At 56.7% G+C, this 18,366-nt stretch carries 19 protein-coding genes; 1 reads left to right on the forward strand and 18 read right to left on the reverse strand.

Annotated features, from left to right (window positions below; translation table 11 throughout):
* Positions 1 to 8 precede the first annotated feature (8 nt).
* The 16 genes from GSQ81_RS03375 to GSQ81_RS03450 form a co-directional block, all read right to left on the reverse strand.
* Positions 9 to 2,075, reverse strand: coding sequence for a type IV secretion system DNA-binding domain-containing protein (locus GSQ81_RS03375; protein ID WP_254059963.1), 2,067 nt, complete (start codon positions 2,073 to 2,075; stop codon positions 9 to 11).
* A complete protein-coding gene (locus tag GSQ81_RS03380) occupies positions 2,072 to 2,449 on the reverse strand; it encodes a CopG family transcriptional regulator (RefSeq protein ID WP_158909290.1) in 378 nt (125 codons plus the stop codon). The genes GSQ81_RS03375 and GSQ81_RS03380 overlap by 4 nt, the downstream gene beginning before the upstream one ends.
* A gap of 185 nt (positions 2,450 to 2,634) precedes the next feature.
* Positions 2,635 to 2,961 carry a hypothetical protein gene (locus tag GSQ81_RS03385; protein ID WP_158909291.1) on the reverse strand — a complete coding sequence of 109 codons (327 nt, stop codon included), beginning with the start codon at positions 2,959 to 2,961 and terminating at the stop codon, positions 2,635 to 2,637.
* Positions 2,948 to 3,970, reverse strand: coding sequence for a CpaF family protein (locus GSQ81_RS03390; protein ID WP_158909292.1), 1,023 nt, complete (start codon positions 3,968 to 3,970; stop codon positions 2,948 to 2,950). The genes GSQ81_RS03385 and GSQ81_RS03390 overlap by 14 nt, the downstream gene beginning before the upstream one ends.
* Positions 3,971 to 4,032: 62 nt before the next feature.
* Positions 4,033 to 4,419, reverse strand: coding sequence for a single-stranded DNA-binding protein (locus GSQ81_RS03395; protein ID WP_158909293.1), 387 nt, complete (start codon positions 4,417 to 4,419; stop codon positions 4,033 to 4,035).
* 453 nt (positions 4,420 to 4,872) lie between these two features.
* Positions 4,873 to 5,559, reverse strand: a complete 687-nt coding sequence (locus tag GSQ81_RS03400; protein ID WP_158909294.1) for a VirB8/TrbF family protein — start codon at positions 5,557 to 5,559, stop codon at positions 4,873 to 4,875.
* Between the two features lie 10 nt (positions 5,560 to 5,569).
* The gene (locus GSQ81_RS03405) at positions 5,570 to 6,439 is read right to left on the reverse strand and encodes a type IV secretion system protein (RefSeq protein ID WP_311733027.1); all 870 of its coding nucleotides are present in this window, start codon (positions 6,437 to 6,439) and stop codon (positions 5,570 to 5,572) included.
* 22 nt (positions 6,440 to 6,461) lie between these two features.
* Positions 6,462 to 7,265 carry a hypothetical protein gene (locus GSQ81_RS03410; protein ID WP_158909296.1) on the reverse strand — a complete coding sequence of 268 codons (804 nt, stop codon included), beginning with the start codon at positions 7,263 to 7,265 and terminating at the stop codon, positions 6,462 to 6,464.
* 51 nt (positions 7,266 to 7,316) lie between these two features.
* Positions 7,317 to 7,604 (reverse strand): hypothetical protein, encoded by a 288-nt coding sequence (locus GSQ81_RS03415; protein ID WP_158909297.1) that lies wholly within the window; start codon positions 7,602 to 7,604, stop codon positions 7,317 to 7,319.
* An 8-nt stretch (positions 7,605 to 7,612) separates the two neighbouring features.
* Positions 7,613 to 8,941, reverse strand: coding sequence for a TrbI/VirB10 family protein (locus tag GSQ81_RS03420; RefSeq protein ID WP_158909298.1), 1,329 nt, complete (start codon positions 8,939 to 8,941; stop codon positions 7,613 to 7,615).
* Between the two features lie 30 nt (positions 8,942 to 8,971).
* Entirely contained in the window at positions 8,972 to 9,739 is a 768-nt protein-coding gene (locus tag GSQ81_RS03425; RefSeq protein ID WP_158909299.1) for a TrbG/VirB9 family P-type conjugative transfer protein, read from the reverse strand.
* Positions 9,740 to 9,750: 11 nt separating this feature from the next.
* Entirely contained in the window at positions 9,751 to 12,240 is a 2,490-nt protein-coding gene (locus GSQ81_RS03430) for a VirB4 family type IV secretion system protein (protein ID WP_158909300.1), read from the reverse strand.
* A complete protein-coding gene (locus tag GSQ81_RS03435; RefSeq protein WP_158793602.1) occupies positions 12,240 to 12,542 on the reverse strand; it encodes a VirB3 family type IV secretion system protein in 303 nt (100 codons plus the stop codon). The genes GSQ81_RS03430 and GSQ81_RS03435 overlap by 1 nt, the downstream gene beginning before the upstream one ends.
* Positions 12,543 to 12,599: 57 nt before the next feature.
* Positions 12,600 to 12,932, reverse strand: a complete 333-nt coding sequence (locus tag GSQ81_RS03440) for a TrbC/VirB2 family protein (protein ID WP_158909302.1) — start codon at positions 12,930 to 12,932, stop codon at positions 12,600 to 12,602.
* Between the two features lie 137 nt (positions 12,933 to 13,069).
* On the reverse strand, positions 13,070 to 14,044 hold the full coding sequence (locus GSQ81_RS03445) for a LysR family transcriptional regulator (RefSeq protein ID WP_158909303.1): 975 nt from the start codon (positions 14,042 to 14,044) through the stop codon (positions 13,070 to 13,072).
* 616 nt (positions 14,045 to 14,660) lie between these two features.
* Positions 14,661 to 15,392: an SDR family oxidoreductase gene (locus GSQ81_RS03450; RefSeq protein ID WP_158909304.1), complete on the reverse strand. Its 732-nt coding sequence runs from the start codon at positions 15,390 to 15,392 to the stop codon at positions 14,661 to 14,663.
* Between the two features lie 60 nt (positions 15,393 to 15,452).
* Here GSQ81_RS03450 and GSQ81_RS03455 point away from each other — a divergent pair, with 60 nt between their 5' ends.
* Positions 15,453 to 15,902, forward strand: coding sequence for a MarR family winged helix-turn-helix transcriptional regulator (locus GSQ81_RS03455; protein ID WP_158909305.1), 450 nt, complete (start codon positions 15,453 to 15,455; stop codon positions 15,900 to 15,902).
* 379 nt (positions 15,903 to 16,281) lie between these two features.
* Here GSQ81_RS03455 and GSQ81_RS03460 read toward each other — a convergent pair whose 3' ends face one another.
* Together GSQ81_RS03460 and GSQ81_RS03465 are read right to left on the reverse strand one after the other, a co-directional pair.
* Positions 16,282 to 17,469 (reverse strand): IS91 family transposase, encoded by a 1,188-nt coding sequence (locus tag GSQ81_RS03460; protein WP_158909896.1) that lies wholly within the window; start codon positions 17,467 to 17,469, stop codon positions 16,282 to 16,284.
* Positions 17,466 to 18,366 (reverse strand): site-specific integrase (locus GSQ81_RS03465; protein WP_216846373.1); only part of this gene is annotated, 901 nt, incomplete at its 5' end. The genes GSQ81_RS03460 and GSQ81_RS03465, both read right to left, overlap by 4 nt.

Here is an 18,366-nt window from a genome sequence, read left to right on the forward strand (position 1 = left end):
GAGCGGTCTCAGACGCGCATCGGTTCAACCGCTGCGATTGGCACATCTTCCTCTTCGTGGTCGTCATTGGGGCTGTCTGGATCGAGTTGGCTTGCCTCGATCTGCTCCTCGGTTGGCTGCTCGGACTCGTCGACCTGTGATTCCTCTGGCTCTTCGGTGGTCTGAGAAGATATAGGCGAGTCGGCTTCAAGGTCGATGCTCGGAGCGACCGGGGCAGGAGCTTTTGGAACAAGAGTCTTCGGGTCGAATGGCAGTTCGTCATCTTCCATCTTGCGGGGGACGAATCCCGGCGTGGTTTGAGCAACATCCATGTACTCGAAGTGGAAGCGGGCGACATTGTTGCCTAACTTCAGGAACGCATGGCGATTTTCCAGACCGGAGATTTCAGAGTCCATGACCAAAGGCTCGACCTGGCGATCTATGGTGAAGTTCTTGCCTGAACGAGAGCCATCGAAATGCGTCTCCTTCATCCGTTCGATCTCAATTTTGCCGATGGCGTTCGATACCCAGTCGGCTGCTTTTGGCTCTGTTGTTTTCAGAAATATCTTGGTCGCGGGCTGCGAGAGCATAACCTCGGCCAAGTGTCCGTAGATGACTTCCAACTGCGCTTTCCCCTGGAATCCGAGCACAAGCGGGTTCTTGGATTTCCGGTTCTCCGTGATCGCGGTGTGGAGTTGCGGCAGCCGCTGCAGGCTGGCGAGTTCGTCAAGAACAAACCACACCGGAGTCTGGTTTTCCTGCGGCGCGGTAAGCAGGCGCATAACGAGCAAGTCTATCCAGAGACTATGCAGCGGTCTCAAAGCCTCGCGCTCGGTGGCGCTGGATGTGATGAAGATCCAGCCCTTCCGCTCTATTGCCCACTCCGTTGCGCTCCATGTCCTGTTCTTCGCCTGTTCCTTGGTGGGAAGCATCCGAAGGCTGTCTGCGACTAGACCCAACGAAGCCAAAACGCCATTCCGCTGCTGCTGCGCTCCCTTCGCAATCATCGCCTCCATTTCAGTCCCTCGTACTCGCTTATCTATCTCGGGAGGGTTCGAAAGCCACTCCACAAGTTGCTGCGGATTTGGGCCATAGGTGAGCAGGTGAGCGAATATCTTCTGTGGCGTTTCCGTGAAAAACTCGCCCTTCTTGTCGCTGGTCGGCTGGTACAGAGACGCGGCAATAGCCTTCGCCTCCGCCTTCCTGCGTAACTCCTCGGACGGGCCCCAATAGGGGCAACGCTCGTCCAGTGGATTGAGGACGAGGTCGCCCCGCCTCTCGTCATAGAACCGCTGAATGAACTCACACGCTGGGTCGTAGACGATGGCCGAATGGCCCCGGCTTTGTATCTGCCGGAGGATCTGCATGATGAGTGTCGTTTTGCCCGCTCCGGTATCTCCCATGAGTTCGATATGCTGCGCCTCCGCCTGCAAAGGAATACGCATCATCTCCTTCGCTTCGGTCGTGGCGAAGCCGACTCCATCGCCAGCGACGGTCTTGTTGAACTCCTTGGGAGTGAGGAGAACCGGGCCTTTGAGACGCCGACCATACTTCAATTCCTTGCGGCGGCGAATGTCCTTACGGATCGAGAAAGGCAGTTGGACGAGCAAAGAAACCAGTCCGAAGATTAGCGGCCACTCATAAATGTCCCTGAGCTGATCCCCGGCGTAAACCGCGTTCCGCAGATAGGCATGCAAGCGGCCGTCGATGTACTTTTGTTCCGTCCCTTGATAGAGCACGTCAAGCCCTCGACGCTGCGCATCGCTGGAGAGTGCGAGTGGGATTTGCTTTCCCTGCGAGGCCAACGTCGTCCCCGCCTGCACGTCTGACTCCGATGCGATTTCCGCGCCGGTGCTGACGCCTGCGGCATAGAGGAGTTGGTACGGGTGCGTCTTGTTGAACGCCCCTCCGACGGCACTCCGTACATAAATCGGCGTGTAGAACTGCTGCAGCGGCGTTTGGCCGTAGGTGAACCGGAGGTACAGAAATAGCCCGGTGAACACGAATGCTAGGAAGATCGCTCCATAGGAGTAGATCGGGCTGTGCGGCGGGAAGATGATGGTTTCTTTGCGGCCCCATTGTGTCGTCGGCATCATGCACGCTCCAGGTCTTGCATCTCATCGGTTGCAACTTCGCGCTTCCGCTTCTTCACCTCAGCAAGCATGTTGTCGAAGGCTTCAGGGGTCAGCTTTTGACCTGTCGCGAGTGGGCGGAAGAGATTGGTCAGCATCAATCGAATACCCACGATCTCGGTGAGTTCCGTGCTGGCTTCTACCGAACCTGCGTCCCGCGCAAGCTCATCGAGAATGAGTTTGCGGATGAGTTCTCCACGCTGCAGGCCGCGTGACCGCGCCAGTCGCTCTACGTCCTCAACCTCGCGCGGGTTCAATTTGGTCGTGACGCCCAACAGACGAAAGCTGGCTCGCTTCTCTGCGTCGGTCGTGATTTGCATGTCGTTTGTGAGCTTCATACTCGGCTCCTGAAAGCGGTGTCCTTAGGTGTCCTTGAGTATCCTCAAGGACACCTGACACTCGTAAGTCTATGCATTTGCAACTTGTGTCTGAGGCGGTTCCAAGTGTCCCTGACACGACCCTCGGAGGGGTGGAGTGTCACAATTCTTCCGGTGCGAAGCACCGTGCCAGCATCGGAACGAATTTATGCGCGAGCTGCAACACTGCTGGCACCCTCACTCTTCGGCGTTGGCATGGCTGCTACCGGCTTCTTTGCACCGTCGGATGGTTTCACCGGCTGCACGGCTTTCCGGATACGCAAAGTCGCGGTCACCTTGTTCGCCTCCGCAGTCTTCTGGAAATCGCGAAATCCCGGGTCTTTGCCGAAAACGTATTGCAGTGCCTTCTCTACAACATCGTCCGCGGTCGCCTGGATGTAAGCGGCATATTGATCGACCTGTGTTGCTGTCGATTCGGATAGCCGAATGGAAGCGCTGATCTGTTTGGTTTGGGTAACTTCAAGCAATGGCATTGTGGGCATCCTTTCGAGATGATTCAGGGGTAAGGTTGTGAGCCGATTCCTGCGAGCAATCGGCCCGATAGAGTGGAGTGGTTTCAAAGCGTTGAAGCCGACGATCGTAGGCCTCAATCTCAAGAACTTCGCTTATGCGACGGCGCCCCGGTTGGCGTTCTACATGGACAACGAGATTGACGGCCTCGGCAATCTCCGCTTCAACGTCAGCGATGGTGGCTTGCGCATGGCTTCGCATAACCAAGTTGGCGAATCTACGGAGTGCCTTCTCGGCGGAGTTTGCATGAATAGTCGCGAGCGATCCGCCATGCCCTGTGTTCAAGGAATCCAGCAGCGTACGCGCCTCGATTCCGCGAACTTCTCCCAGGATGATGCGGTCCGGTCTCCACCGGAGAGCTGACTTCAAGAGGTCATCAAACGTGACGGCCGATTTGAAGGTATCGGTCTGGCATTCGACCGCCAGTACGTTCGGCTTCTGGATACGAAGCTCAGACGTATCCTCGATCACGACCACACGCTCATGCTCGGGGATGGCGTTTGCAAGAATGTTGAGCAGTGTCGTCTTCCCGGTTCCGGTTCCACCGCTGATGAGTAGCGTCTTTCCGCTGCGAATCTGTTCCGCTAACAGATCGGCGAGCGAGCGCGTTAGCGCCCCGCGAGCAATCAGGTCTTCAGCCGTGAACTTCCGGCTGGTGAACTTGCGTATTGTCACGGCGGGCGAAGGCCGCACTACTGGAGGAATGACAGCCGCCAAGCGGCTTCCATCGGGAAGCTGCGCGTGGAGGACCGGGTTATCTTCGTCCAAGCGCTTGCCGAGCTTGTTGGCTACTACTTCGAGGCCAGTACGAAGTTTGCCGGCATCGAAGGAAATGCTCTCCTCCCGCCGCACAATCCCGTCGCGCTCGTACCACCATGAGGCATCGGGATTGCCCATGATCTCGCTGATACTGTCATCCAACAGCAGCGGCTCGATGGGGCGAAGGAACGGCAGGATTAGCTCGAAGCTCATAGGTGGGTCTCCAGTGATGGAAGCCCAGCATTGCCGGGCTTCCGTGGGTGAAATGGGATGGCCTAAGCAGCCACGTCCTCTACAGGGCTGTCGTCGTGATCTTCCGCTTCCACGGCTGCCTTCTCAGCGCGGTCGAGCTTCAGGATCGAATCGACCTTGATCTCCCAGATGCTGCGCTGCTTGCTGTCCGTCTTCTTGCTGTCGTACTCCCGGCTGCGAAGCTCACCCTCAACCTGGAGATGTGCGCCCTTCTTGAGTGTCTTGGCGAAGTCAGAGAGCTTGCCGAAAACCACGCAACGGTGCCACTCGGTTTGCGAGACGTACTTGCCGTCTTTCTTGTAGGAGGACTTGGTTGCCAGCGAGAGAATTGTGAAGCTGCGGTTGTTGTTGGCGCGAACTTCTGCGTCACTGCCGAGGAAGCCGATGAGGTTTACTTTGTTCTGGTACATGATGGTGTCTCCGTTTGGTTGAATTTCCCGATCTTGCTCGGGTCACTAAATAGCGAAGAGGGCACGGCTCCCAAGTGCCGAAGCTCTGCATTTACGGAGGGTCCCGAAGGGAAACCGTAACCCGTAGGGCGGCGTAGCCGAAGCAGAAGAGCGAGCTGCCGCAGGGCGCCGGATAGGCCCCGAAGCAGTGACCGTGCAAAAGGCGGGATACCGGACGGCTGACACATACGGGACCAAAGTTCTCGTCTGCGTCTTTGCTGCGGAAGTTCATCGCCATCACCGCTCGAAAGGAACTGGCACGAGGCCCCGCGAGAAGGCATGAATCGCAAGCTATGGCCCGGGTTTGAGAGGTCTCGTACGCCTGCCCCAACCTAAGTAGCGACAGGTGGGGTAAAGCAGCCGGATTGGCAGCATGTCTGGACATCTCTAAACCTCTGGGAAAGTCGATTCTGTCTAGCTGAATGCCTGGTCGGCACGAAAGCGAACGATGGTCAGTCCGAGGGGGTCAACGGCAAGCTCATCGTTCTTCACACTTTCGCGGAAGACATAGGTAACGCTGGCTGTCCATCGCTCCCGTTTTAGCTCGGTATGATCTGCCGGATTCGTGTACACACGCTCGAACTCGATCCGAGCCGAATAAGGCGATTGCCGGAGATCGTCAAGAACGACGTTCTTAACCTCTACGTCGATGTACGGAAGGGTCGCATCTTTGACGTAGGTTTGGATGATGTTGTCTTTGCGCTCTTGCTCAATCACGGCCCGTTGAACGTCGCTGTTGAGGAAGTACAGAGCGTTCGTCTGATCGCGCTCGATGGTGAAGCGATTGCGGGAGAAGTAGAGCTCGGCCCAGCGGGTCAAGTAATACTTGTTCTCGGCTTCCTGAGGCCTGTACTGGAAGTTCCGGTAGTCGATCGCTTCTGCGTGTCCTACGTCGTTGATTCGGACGATTAGCGGGTGGATGGACGCAAGCGCTTTCTGGCTCTTGAAGACGAGCGCGGCGAGCGCGAGACAAATGACAACAAGAGCGATGATCGTGACCTTCAGGTAGGTATTCATCACCATCGGATCGCCATACTGTTCCAGATAGCGTTCCGCGGCTCTTGTGATCTCGGGGGTGGCTTTTACCGTTGCTGTAGTCATTGGAAGCTCCTTAGCCCATCAGTGCGCCAGTTGCGGCGGTTGTAGCGAGACTGGAAACGATACCTGTGCCGGCGTCGTGGCCTCCGACATGGCCCGAGAAGATGGTCGCGGTCATCGCCGGAATCTTGAGAAGGATGAAGCCATTCACGATCACCAAGAGGATAAGCACGGGCAGCTTCTCGACCATGGTTGCGGGATCTGTGAATCCGCTCATCATCGCGTAGTAGTGAGCTAAGAGCTGAGAAAGAACGCTCAGAGTCGCGGCGGCGACGACTTTGTAGAAAGAGAACGCAAGGAACGCTCTAAGCCAGCCCCAAAAGAGAAATTCGAGCTTCTCGAATACAAGGAACGGAATGAAGATCGGCCCTAATAGCCCCACGATGGCGCTAGCCACTGCACCGTAGGCGATGATGACGGAGATGAGAGCCGAAAGCCCGGCTAGAAGAACCTGGATCAACGCTAGGATGATCGCGTTATAGGGGTTCATGACGGTAGACATCATCCCCGGCCCTTGGCTCGTTTCGGCCTGCTGCAGAGTGCTGAGAATGCTGTTTGCACTGTCCGTCCCGATCAGGTCAACTAGCTGCTGCGCGCCGCCGTTGATGAACCCCTTTAGCGAGTACCCAATACCGGGGATAGAGGAGTCATAAAACTTGACCATGACGTAGGCGAAGGTGATGAGCATGAAGAAGTTTAGGAACTTCGCCATGCTGAACCCTGGGCCGCCCTGAGCGGAGGCTAAAGCCTCTTGAACGCCAAACCAAACGAGCATAACCGTTGCCAAGGCAATGCAGATATGGACACCCATCGCGTCAATGGAAGGGGCCATTGTGGACGTGAGCGAATTGCATGCTTGCGTGATCCAAAGAAAGATATCCATATCCGCCTCGCTGTTCGGTTGGTTAGTAGCGCATTGCCGCCGCTGCTCCGCTGTAGGACGGGGCCGTTGTCATATAGCCCGTCTGGAAGTGATTAGCTTGCTGGAAGGTGGCTTTTAGTTGGTCCTGTTGCTGCTTCTGAGCTACGATTTGCTGCAGCGCATAAGCCTGGCTGATCTGATTCGCTTCCTGTTGCGCCATGAGTTGCAGAATCAGTGCCTGATTGATTCGCTGAAGCGTTGCGAGTTCAGTGTGCTGCGCTGGGTCTGTTGACTGCGTGGCGGACTGCAAAGCATTGATGTCCGTCTGTCTTTGCTGAGCGTTCGCGCGAATCACTCCCAGCGTTTGCATGTTGCTGGCGGTGACAGCGTCATTGAGGTCGGCGGTAGCGCCCTGCGCCGCGATCTGTTGCTGGGACGATAGGCTCACATTCCCATATCCATTCAACTGCGTCGTGCGTGGAATGGAAGCCTGTTGATAGGCATATAGGGTGCCGACGCCGTTGTTCGTAGAGTTCACCCATTGCTGGGAGTTTCCATAGGTATTCGCCGCTTGGTTGATCGCCATCCAATACGACGAAAAGGACATGAAGGGGCGATAGAGGCTGTCGGGAGACATCGCCATCTGATGGGCCAAGTTGTACGTCGAAATGGCGTTGTCTGCCAGTTTGACGGAGTTGGTGAAGATGTTCTGGCCTTGCTCGATCTGTTGCAGAGCGTGGGCAGACTGCGTTGGATCGAAAACCACTCCCGAACCGAACTGCGCTCGGGCAATGGTCGAACCTGAAATCGCGAGCAAGAGGGTGATTTTAAGACAAAACTGCTTCATGTTTGCGTCTCCTTCGTAGATCGCATGGACGGTTTAGGTTGTGGTTGATAGCTACTGAGAAGCGGCTTGAAGCTGCTGCTGGAGAGCACCAGCTTTTTTCGCCTCCTGGTCGCACTTCTGCTGCTGCAAAGCTTCTTGTTGCGGGGTCGGTGCCTTCGCAGTCTTCCCGCTAAGAGCGGTGCTTGCTCCGCTCGTCATTGGCGATACGCAATCGTCGACATATTGCTTGTGCGCCTGTTGGTACTGCTGCTGCAAAGCAGCCACGTCCACTTGCTTACCGTGGCAACCGGCTAGGGCAATGCACGACGCGAGAACAACTGTTGAAAGGAATGGCTTCATGACTCCTCCTAGAACGATTGAGGTATTGCGTGGTTTTCGTATGCGGGCAGGAGCATATCCTGCGTGACGTAGACCTTCACCCGATGGCCTTCGCGGATCGTAATGGTCGGAGGTATCTGCATGAAGCGGTCCAAGACGGACGTTGCTGACTGTGCGACGGATGCCGACGCACCATTAGTGAACACCTCCGGGCCAGAGGCGGTCAAAGCACCACCACCCTGGGTAATCTCGGCGGCACCTGCGATTACTCCTAAGGCGATGGAAGCTCCGAAGATTTGCAAATAGTGGTTGTTCACCTTGTCCTTAAGTCCTTCCTCACCAATCTGATCCAAGCCGTGAAACTGGTCTAAATCCACGCTGTACCCATCCGGCATAATCATCCGGTGAAAGACGACGGCCATACGTCGCTGCTGGCCGAAGCCGCTGCCACCAATCTTCTTCGCCTCTCCCAGCACGATCGTTCCGTCAGGAATGAGAACGTGCTGGTGGTCATGTGAGTAAAGCGGATTGGAGACAAGCACCTTGACGGGGCCAACCGCGTCGCCGTCGAGGCGGTTCATGAGAACGGTGTCTACGGTCGTACCCTCATAAATGACGTAGGGCTGACCGGAGGCGGCGTCGATATTCACTTCCGGGGCGCGTTTGGGAGCGGCTGCTGACTCTCCCTGCGATTTCGCACCCGCCTCGCGAGGTGCCATCAGATTGCTTTGCTGAGGGGCGGCAATACCGCTAGACGAATTAGGCTGTTCTCCCCCTTGGCCCCGAGCAGGTGACGCGGTCTGGGCAAATACTAGATTGGACGAGAATCGGGAGTCATACGCCAACTCACGCTCTTTAGCCTGAAGCTGTTGCGAAGCTTGTTGGACTGCCGATAACTGTCCGCCGCCGTTGCCCTGAGCGTATCCATAGGCTGGCGGCTGCTGGCAAGGTTGCCCTGGCACACACGGGACGGGTTGGCCCGTGGTGCCGTATCCCGCAACGGCTGCTCTCTGGGCGGGCGTAGCCATTTGCATTGAGGGATCTGTTGCCGCCGCAAGCTGCGCGTTATTCTGCTCGGCTTCTTTCTGTCGTTCGGCGGCAAGCTGGGTCTTCAGGTCTTGAATGTTGTTTTCGCTGTTGTCCTGCACGACGGGCTGCGGGGGTTCATGCCGAGCCGCCGCTTCCTGTGCCGGCGTCTTCTTCCCGCGTGAGCTGAAGACGGCGGCGAGAATGACCAGCAAGGCCACGCCCAGATAGAGGAGCGGCTTCATGTTCTTCTGCAGAACACCGCGCGGGTCAGTGGCCCATTTCCGAAGTACCGGCTCAGATTGCTGTGATGTGCTGACTGTCTCTGTCATGATGCTCTCTCCCTCTCCTGGGTGTCGGTACTAGCCTTTGCGGGAAAACTCCATCTTCTGCTTGCCAAGTTCTACATAGCCGGAGTCCATCACCTTCGGGATGATGTAAGTTCCTTCTCGCATGTCGTAGGAGATCAGGTTCGGCTTTCCGTCCTTCATCTCGTACACGCTGAACTTCTCGGGAGCATTGGTCTTGATGTAGGTGAACTTGTCGTCGTGATATATCGACTGGATATCGAAGGGCTTCTCGTTCGCTTTGAAGTGGTAATCGAACGTGAGTTTGCTTTGGTAAGCGCTCTTGTATTCGTCAACCGCCTGCCCAACGTGCGTTTGCAATGCGGCGAGCTGTTGCTTCGACTGATCGAGCTGGGCGGCGGGAACGTATTGTGCCGGGCCGGATGACGCAACGATCGAAGACTGGTCAGCAGGTTGAACGAGCACCTTGAGGTCTGGCGGAACAGAACTGTTGGAAACATCCTGGAGAGTGAAGGAGTAGATATTTCCTTTGTCGGTGATGAGATTCAGATTGGAGCTGATACCGGCCTTGGCAGGATGCACGAAGCAGAAGTTGCCGACAACATCCACAACCCAGAAGTCCTTGTCGCCCGTGGCCGCTTCCATGATCTTCTCGGTGGCGGGAACCTGGATCAAAGTCGTGTACTTTAGCTTGGCGCGGATAGGCACGATGTCCTGCGAGTGATACTGCACGGTGCGAGCCGTTGCCTCCTGGGCGGAGAGCATGAGGTTGGGAGAGAGAGCCAGAGCGATCCCGGCAAGTGCGATCAGTTTGCTGTTCATGGTGATTCTCCTTAGCGGTTGGTGGTGGAGGAAACGGCCATTGTGCGTGGTCGAAATGGGTGATCTTCTGCAAGCCTTCGTAAACCGTCGGCGATTCCGTATCGCTCGAAGTATTCGCGTTTTCTGAGGTTGTCGCGGGCGTTGTTGGTCGCGGTCCAATGGGAGACGGAATCCACGTTCAACTGCACCTTCTTACTCGACTGCGCCTTGCGGATGAGCATCTGTCCGGGAGGCACGAGACCAGCAATCAGTTCCAGCTCGGTATCGTTCAGGTGGAACGCTTCGCGGTACAAATCGCGATCCATCTCGGGGTTTGCCAAGAAAATCTTCGTTGGGCAGCTTTCGGAGACAATTTGCAACATGCCCGACTCTTCGAGTTCCTTGATGGACTGAGTTGCCAGAATCATCGCCGCATTATGTTTGCGCCAGGTCTTCTGTGCTTGAACAATGTAGGTGCGTACTGTCTCGTTCTTGATGAAGAGCCATGCCTCGTCCAGCAGAAACATTTTGAAGGTGGCGAGCTTCTGAGGGCTGGCGATCTCATTCGACGCCCGGTGAAGGACATAGAACAAAAGCGGTTCCAATACTTCGGGAGCATCGCCCCAGCCGGCGAAGTTGAATGTTTGAAAACAGCTGAACGATAGGGTGTCTTCGGGATTGTCGAAGACGAACCCATACTGTCCTCCTGCCGTCCACCGATGCAGGCGTTCCTTCAACTCCCCGATGATGTTCACGAAGCTGGAAATGGTGCGCTGTCCCGGCTCCAGAACATAAACGCGCTCGATGGCGTCCCAGAGCTTGCGCTCCTCTTTGAAGTCGAGGCGATAACGCTGCTCCGTCCCTTCGATCAACACCCGAAAGAAGCTAAAGAGGAACTGCAGATTCTCCTTGGTAGGAGCGAGCGAAAACGGGTTGATGGTGAAGTCTCGCGTGTCCTGTCCGACGTTTAGGTAGGAACCGCCGAAGATTGTTGTGAGGGACTGGAAGCTGCCGCCGATATCGAAGATGAAAGTGAGGGGCGCGTACTTCTGAGCGTTCTGCAACAAGAAATTGCAGAAATAACTTTTGCCGCTGCCTGTCATCCCGAGAATCAGAGTGTGCGCCACTTCGCCGTTATGGAGATTGAGGAAGTAGGGTGTGCTGTTCTCGGTTTCGAGGACGGCAAGGTACTCCGTGCCGAGGTGAGCGTTACGCTTTTCGCCCGGTAGGATCGTGAAGAGGAAGCTGAGGTCTGCATAGTTGCTGTTGAGCAGGTAGAGCTTTCGAAGATTCAGCGCGTGATTACCTGGGACCGTGGCGAAGTAGGCGTTGAGTTGGTTGTAGGTCTCAGTGAAGAGATTGCCGTCCGCTTTGGTGAAGACGCTCGTGAACTCCCCGGCAAGCTGATCCAAGTCGCGCTTCGACTCGCCGTGCAGGACGATTGAGAGAGAGAAGTCGCCGAGCGACTGTCCATCTCCAAGCACCCGAAGGCAGTCTCCGAGATTTTCGATATCTGCCTGCTTGGACTCATCAACCAGAACATCGCGGGGATTGGTCTTGCTGGCGTCGTTGCCCATCTGCGAAACGAAACCTGTCTTCGACATATTGAAGTGACGGCGACGTTTGTTCACTTCTTTGCGGGCCTTGTCTGTTGGCAGGGGTGTCCATTCGGTACAAACCATGAAGCTAGCCGGGATCTTCAGTAGAGAATCCAGCACCAAGGGCCCCGTCTCGGTGATCGCTTCCTTCATCGTGAGCACACGGACAAAGTGCTCTCCAACTCGCAAGTGATCTCGTTCGGCCTCTATGTTTGAGTTGACGACCTGATAGTCCAAGAACTGCGTGCTTTGGGGCTTGCCCGCAATCCGCCAATCGTCATAGTTGAGTAGGCGACGCAAGAAGGTGAACTGTGATGCTTTATCCAAGACTGAAATCGAAACGAAGTCAGCAAGCTGCCGATTGAACGCCTGCACTCTCTGGTCAAGTCGTGCAAGGTCGGCTTCGATCTGAGACTTCAGCAAACTTTTCATGCTGTTGTTCGTGAACTGAGCGCGTAGTTCCTCGATTGCACCTGCTGGATCGCGGAAGAAGCGTCCGATAGCCGTGCCAACGCCGCGTTTGGACCGTGTCCCTTCGAGCATCACTACATAGAAGATTTCAATCTCGTAAAGGTCATCGCGCTTGGACTCAAAGAACCGACGGCGCTGGTCGATAGCGGCTTCAACAACGGAGTCCCCGTAGCTAGCGAAAGGAATGTCGGGTCGGTTCGATTTGAAGAGGTATTGATAGACGTGGAAACCTGCCCCGAAGGCTTTGAGCGCTGCCTCAAGACGCTTGACAGCATATTCCTGCTCGACGCTATCGAGGCTTTCATAATCGACCCCTTGAATCTGCAGGACAATTCCCAGGTCTCCCGATTTGGTCAAAAACGTAGTGTCGTTCCAGAACCCGTAAAGGTTGATGTGGTCGTTGAGAGCGGCGCTCTCTTTCCATGGCTTGATGACTCGGTCCAATCGCAGCATTAGCGGACCTCCACACGCGGGACGAGCTGCTTCGCAGCGTCGTACCGGAGCTTGTAGCGCTCAGACTTGGCAAGAATGCGAAGGAAGGCCGGGTCGCTGCTCGTGACCCAATGGCCGAAGATGAAACCGGCGATGAAGACCCCGAGGCCGGCGAGGATGCTGTTGAAGAGATTGAATGCTCCAACTGCTCCGACACAGACGAAGTAAAAGAGTGTGCGCTCCACTCCAAGGTATGTAAGGGGCTTATGCAAGCTTTTGAATACGCGATTTGTGCGCCGCTTCCGGTTCGGTTGTTCCGACATAAGCCCCTCGCAAGGTGGAATGGATTGGTGGATTGTGGTTAGGGATGACGCAGTGGGTTACGCGCCCCAAAGCCAACTCAGGACGTTCGCCGCCATGACGGCAATGCCCGTACCGGCTGCGACACCCGCAAGTGCCTTCTTGGCTCCGGGCTCGCCATGAGCGAAGCCGTAGCCTCCGATCACGATTGCGATGAGGCTTGCCGCCTTTGCAATCGTTCCGGTGAAGAGGGTCTGCAGGTTGGTGAAGCCGCTATCAAATGGGGACGATTGAGCGTGTGCTGCCACAGGCAGTAGCAGCAACACGCCGATGAAGAGGAGACGAGACCGAACCCAACTGCGGACGGCCTGTACTGTTTGGCTTGGAATGATGACACGAATACTGCGGAACATCGGCACCTCCTGCGACTGTGAAGCAGTCGTGGTATGCCGAGACATTAGGACGCAAGTTGCCCGCTCGTCTAATACTTCTTAGGCATCAGGTGATGCCTCCCGGATATCGCATTCGCATCGGTCCAATATCAGCGCGGCTATCCAAGCAATTTCATCTGCCCATTTTGCTCGTCTGGACGGACGCTTTGTGGCTCTTTCTTTCTGCCCAACATCCTAGCCATTCTCGAAAACTGCTTTCGCAGGTTCTTACCAATGATCGGGATGATTCTAGCCTTCGGACTAGCGCGGTATACGAAGGCTGTATCGACCGTCCAGTCCACCCCAATGATGGGTCGAGTCGTCAATCCTTCCAGCATCACTGTTCCTTCTCGGATCAGTGCAAAGCCTGAGCCGCTTTTCACCACCTCTTGCATCTCGTGCGGATGAGACGTGTGCGAATGCTCTTCGAACTGCACTCCAAGTTCTGAGAGCAATTCGACTAACCTGGCGTGGGCCTCTGGATGCTGAATTGGATGACGAAAAACCGTGAGGTTGGAGGTCAAGTCTTCAGCTGATAGCGCGGGCTTTCTACTGAGCGGGTGATCGACAGGGAGACACACAACAAGCCGTTCTTGCTTGATGATCTCCACTCTCAAGTCCTCATCCTCGACGGGGAGACTCACAACGACAGCGTCCAGAACATCGTTCTTTAGGTCGGACAGCAGCGTACTGGTATCACCCGTCGAAACATGAATAGAGGCCGCCGGAATCAGCGCCTTTTGAAGGTCGGTAGCCTTCTTGCAAACTTCTTTGTCGACAAAGGGAGCGCAGCCTATCCTCAAGACCTGGGCTTCACCGCTTTGAATCGCTTCCAGCGCCGCCAGAGCCTGGTCGCGAACTTCAAGGACATCTTTCGCAATCACCAAGAGAGCCTCGCCGGCTGGCGTCAACTCTACATTCCGGCCCTTCGTGGGTCGAAACAGTCGGAGGTTGTAGTGCTCTTGGAATTCCTTGATCTGGCGACTGAGAGAGGGCTGAGTGGTATTTAGAGCTTCTGCGGCAGCGCGAAAGCCCTTATGCTCAGCGACCGCGAGGAGATACTTGAAATGCCGGAATTCTGCGAAGTCGTCCATGCCCTGAATCTCCACTGGCGAAGATGGCCCAACCAAGTACAGAAATGGTTGGATGTTCGACTGGCATTTTGATGTTGCCTATCTTGATTCTCCGCAAACGGCGGGGGTGGGAAGGCAAGTGATAGTTGGGAGGCATCACCTGATGCCTAAGAAGTATTGGACGCGACATGCGCTTCGATTCAATCTGGTGCAACCCAGTCGCTACGCGCCTGCGGTCATCCGCCAAAGGAGAATGCCCGTGAGTTTCGAATCCTTGCCCCCCAAAAAGAAACCGCAACGCGCACACGTCAACACTGACGAGAAACTGCTCGTCGGAAGAGGTGAAGCAGCGCAGATGTTGTCCATTAGCGAGCGTGCGCTTGATTACCTCGTCGCTCACAAGCAACTGACTACGCGGCGAATAGGCAGCCGCGTCTTGATCCCTACAGCAGATTTGCGTCGTTTTACGAGATCGGATCATCCTGAGCGACTCGCGAGCTAGTCATTCTTGTTTGCTTGGTGGGTTCTTTGTGCCGTGAGGCGAAGGGACCTCCAACAAACACGCGCATTGGGCCGCATGCATCCGGTTCCGCAATACTGACGAAAAGAGCGTTTATCGGTACCTATCTTGGCCGATCTACCAAGATAATTGGTGTTCATCCTCAAAAACAACACCTGTTGGCCCATTAATATCCAACTGTGCCAATCGAATTGCGACCTCGGCTCCATGCTCTGGCGTTCGCGTTCCACGAAAGCCGTTGAAGTCCGTGGCGACGTGGCCGGGTGCCGCCCCATTCACCTTGACGTGAGTCTCCGCAAGGCTGCGAGCGTAATGGACTGTGATGGCGTTCAGTGCTGTTTTCGAACTGGAGTATGCCATGTTCGGGCGGCCAACCCACGCACCCTCCTCGCCGAGCGATCCGCGCTTGCTCGTCACGTTCACGATGCGCCCCGCATCGGATTGGAGAAGCAGCGGAAGAAAAGCATTCGTGACCGTTACGACGGCAAAGACATTCGTCTCGTAGACGGCACGCATATTTTCTGCGATCTCTTCTTCGGGAGTGTTGAACCTCGAACCGGGTGCGGCACCAATCCCAGCGTTATTCACCAGCACATCCAAGCGGCCTATCTCCGATTCAATGAATTGCTTCGCGCTAAGCACAGACGCCAAGTGGGTCACCTCCAGTTGAACAAAACGCACGTCCCCCTCGGCCTTTAGTTCGGCAGCAGCGGCTATGCCCTTTTCAGAATCACGCGCTCCGAGAAAGACAGTAAATCCTTTCTGCGCCAGCCCTTTGGCGATGGCTTTGCCGATCCCTTTGTTCGCCCCGGTAACTAGTGCAACTGTTCCATGGCCTTTAGTTGTCATGTCAACCAAGTTAGTTAGTTTAGGTTGCCATGTCAACCCATTCACTGCTAGCCTGTCACTATGTCCACGAAACCGCTTTCACCACAGGAGCTTCGCATCTGGCACGCATTCAAGTTGATGGGTGAAGACGTGATGGAGAGAGTAGGACGCGACATCACCGCAGGCACCGGTCTTTCAGGGCCGGACTTCGGAGTTCTGTCTCGGCTGGCCGATCAAGGTCAGGGCGAGATGCGACAGCAGACGCTAGCCGAGTCGCTCGGCTGGGACAAAAGCCGCCTCTCACATCATCTGACGCGCATGCAAAACCGAGAGCTGATTGTGCGACGTGAAGCCGAGGCGCGAGTTGTCTTCATCGTTCTGACGAAACAAGGCAGGGCAAAACTCGATGCAGCGCGGCCGGTCCACGCAGAATCAGTCCGGCGTAATCTGCTTTCGCGGCTCAGCAAGCAACAGGTTGAGACCATCGTGAGAGTGAGCAACCTTCTCGCTGACGAGGAAGAGCAGCTTTAGGATTGGCGTCGCTGAACGAACCCTTTCTTGTGGTAAGTCCTCATAAGTCTTAGTGCTGTATGTGGACCGCCCATTTTAGACGCGTGAAGCGGCACCGCCTTTGAGGGCGGTTCGCATACAGCGACTTGAAGGAAGCCGCTTTGTCCGGGGCTGCTGATCTATGGGAGTTGAATGCGTTTGGGCTGGTTCTGGCAGTCTGGGGACGGTGGGCTGTCGTGTGTAGAGGGTGCTGTGACCCGGCGTTGGTAGCAGCAGACGGACTTCAGCATGACGGCTGAGCATGCGGACAAGAGCAGACGGAAGCTGCGTGAGTCGCTGAAGACGCAAGCCGGGTATGCACGCGCCAGCATGAGGTTGGAGCGAGGCTGGAGTTGGAGGTTCATGCGGCACGCTCTTGTACACAGGGTGGAGAGCGAGGCAGCAACTGCGCCGCTGTGAGCCGTTCGATGACCTGCATGGTTGCGCCGCAGAGCGTGCACTTGGGAAGATCTGCCGACCGTGCAGGTTGTTGAGGAGCCGGGGTTGATCGATCGGGTGGACTGCCAAGCAGTCTGAAGCAGAGCGGCAGCAACGTGGCGCGTTGCCGGTTGGCGAGGAAACCGAAGTTGCGGATGCGGACGAGGCCTGGTGGGAGCAGGTGCAGAAGGAAGCGGCGCAGGAACTCGTCGACCGGCAGGCTCATGACGCGCTTCTTGTTGCCATGAGCGGAGTCTCGCCAGCGGAAGCTGACCTTGCCGTCGACCAGTGAGACCAGCCTGCTGTTGGCGATGCCAACGCGATGGGTGTAAGCGCCGAGGTAGCGCAGGGCATGTTCCGGTCCGCCGAAAGGTCGCTTGGAGTAGACGACCCAGTCGTGACGGAACAGGGCTCGGAGCCAGGCGGCGAAGCTGCGGGGCTCGACGAGCGATGCGAGGTGGCCGTGGAACTCGAGCTTGCCTTCTCGGAATGCAGTCTTGAGACCGGCGATGAACTTGGCGCGGAAGACGCGTCCGAGCACCTTGACTGGAAGGAAGAAGGTGCGGCGTGAAGAGATCCACTCGGAGTGATCGGGTGCGAGACCGCCGGCGGCGATCACGCAGTGAACGTGCGGATGATGCTGCAATCGCTGGTCCCAGGTATGGAGCACGCTGAAGAAGCCGATCTCCGCGCCAAGGTGTCGAGGACCGCGTGCGACCTCAAGCAGAGTGGCGGCACTGGCTCGGAACAGCAGGCCGTAAATCAGCCCCTTGTTCTGGAGCGCCAGCGGAGCCAGTTCGCGCGGCAGCGTGAACACGGCATGGACGTAGCGCGTGGGCAGCAGTTCGCGTTCGCGCTGCTGGAGCCAGCGGATGCGGGCGTTGCCCTGGCACTTCGGGCAGTGCCGGTTGCGGCACGAGTTATAGGAGATGGCGGTGTTGCTGCAGCCGGTGCATCGATCGCGGTGACCGCCGAGAGAGGCGGTGCGGCAGCGCGTGATCGCATCGAGCACCTTCAGGTGCTGTCCGTTGATCCAGCGATGACTGCGTTCCCGGAAGCCTGGCCCGGCGTAGCGGATGATGTCGGCCATCTCCAGCGGAGAGCGGCTTATGCGTTGCGTACCGCTTCTCCCGGTATGGCCAGCCGAAGCATGTCGAGCGGACTGGAGGTTGCGCTCAAGTGCTTGCTGGAAAGGTGCAGATAGATCGTGGTCTCTTCGAGATCGCGATGCCCGAGCAGAACCTGGATCGTGCGCAGATCGGCTCCAGCCTCAAGCAGATGTGTCGCAAAGCAGTGCCGCAGGGTGTGCGGATGGATGTGCTTATGCTCAAGACCCGCGCGGAGCGCAGCCTGCCGGCACGCCGTCCAGAGCACCTTGGTGGTGACCGGACGGCTGGACGTATGCCACCGGTTCCCGGGAAACAGCCATACTGCCGGCTTGCGCCGGAGTCCTCGCCAGTAAGTGCGCAGCGCTTCGAGCAAGGCGGGACTCAGCATCACGTCGCGGTCCTTGCGTCCCTTGCCGCCGCGGATGTGGACCACCATCCGCTCGCTGTCGATGTCGCTGATCTTCAATCGAGCCACTTCGGCCCGGCGTGCGCCCGTGGCATAGAGCGTCATGACCAGGATGCGCTGAAAGGGCGTCTCGGTCGCATCGATCAGACGCGTTACTTCCGCCTGACTGAGGATCTGCGGCAGATGCAGTTCCTTCTTCGGATAGGGTGTCTCGGCGACGCTCCAGCCTCGCTTCAACACCTGGATATACAGAAAGCGCAACGCGGCGAGCCGTTGCGTGACCGTGTTCGGGGCCAGCTTCCAGGTGCGGAACATCGCAGCCTGGTACTGCCGAATGTGATCGGGGCCAAGCCTGTCCGGCGAACAACGGAAGTGCTGGGCGAAATGCTCAACGGTGCGGATGTAAGCGCGAATAGTAGACGAAGCGTAGTTGCGGCGCTCCAACTCTTCCAGCATGATCTGACGTAGATGGGTCACAGAGAATCCTCCTTCT

Origin of the sequence: Granulicella sp. L56, assembly GCF_009765835.1 — a bacterium.
In the GTDB taxonomy this organism is placed as follows: domain Bacteria; phylum Acidobacteriota; class Terriglobia; order Terriglobales; family Acidobacteriaceae; genus Edaphobacter.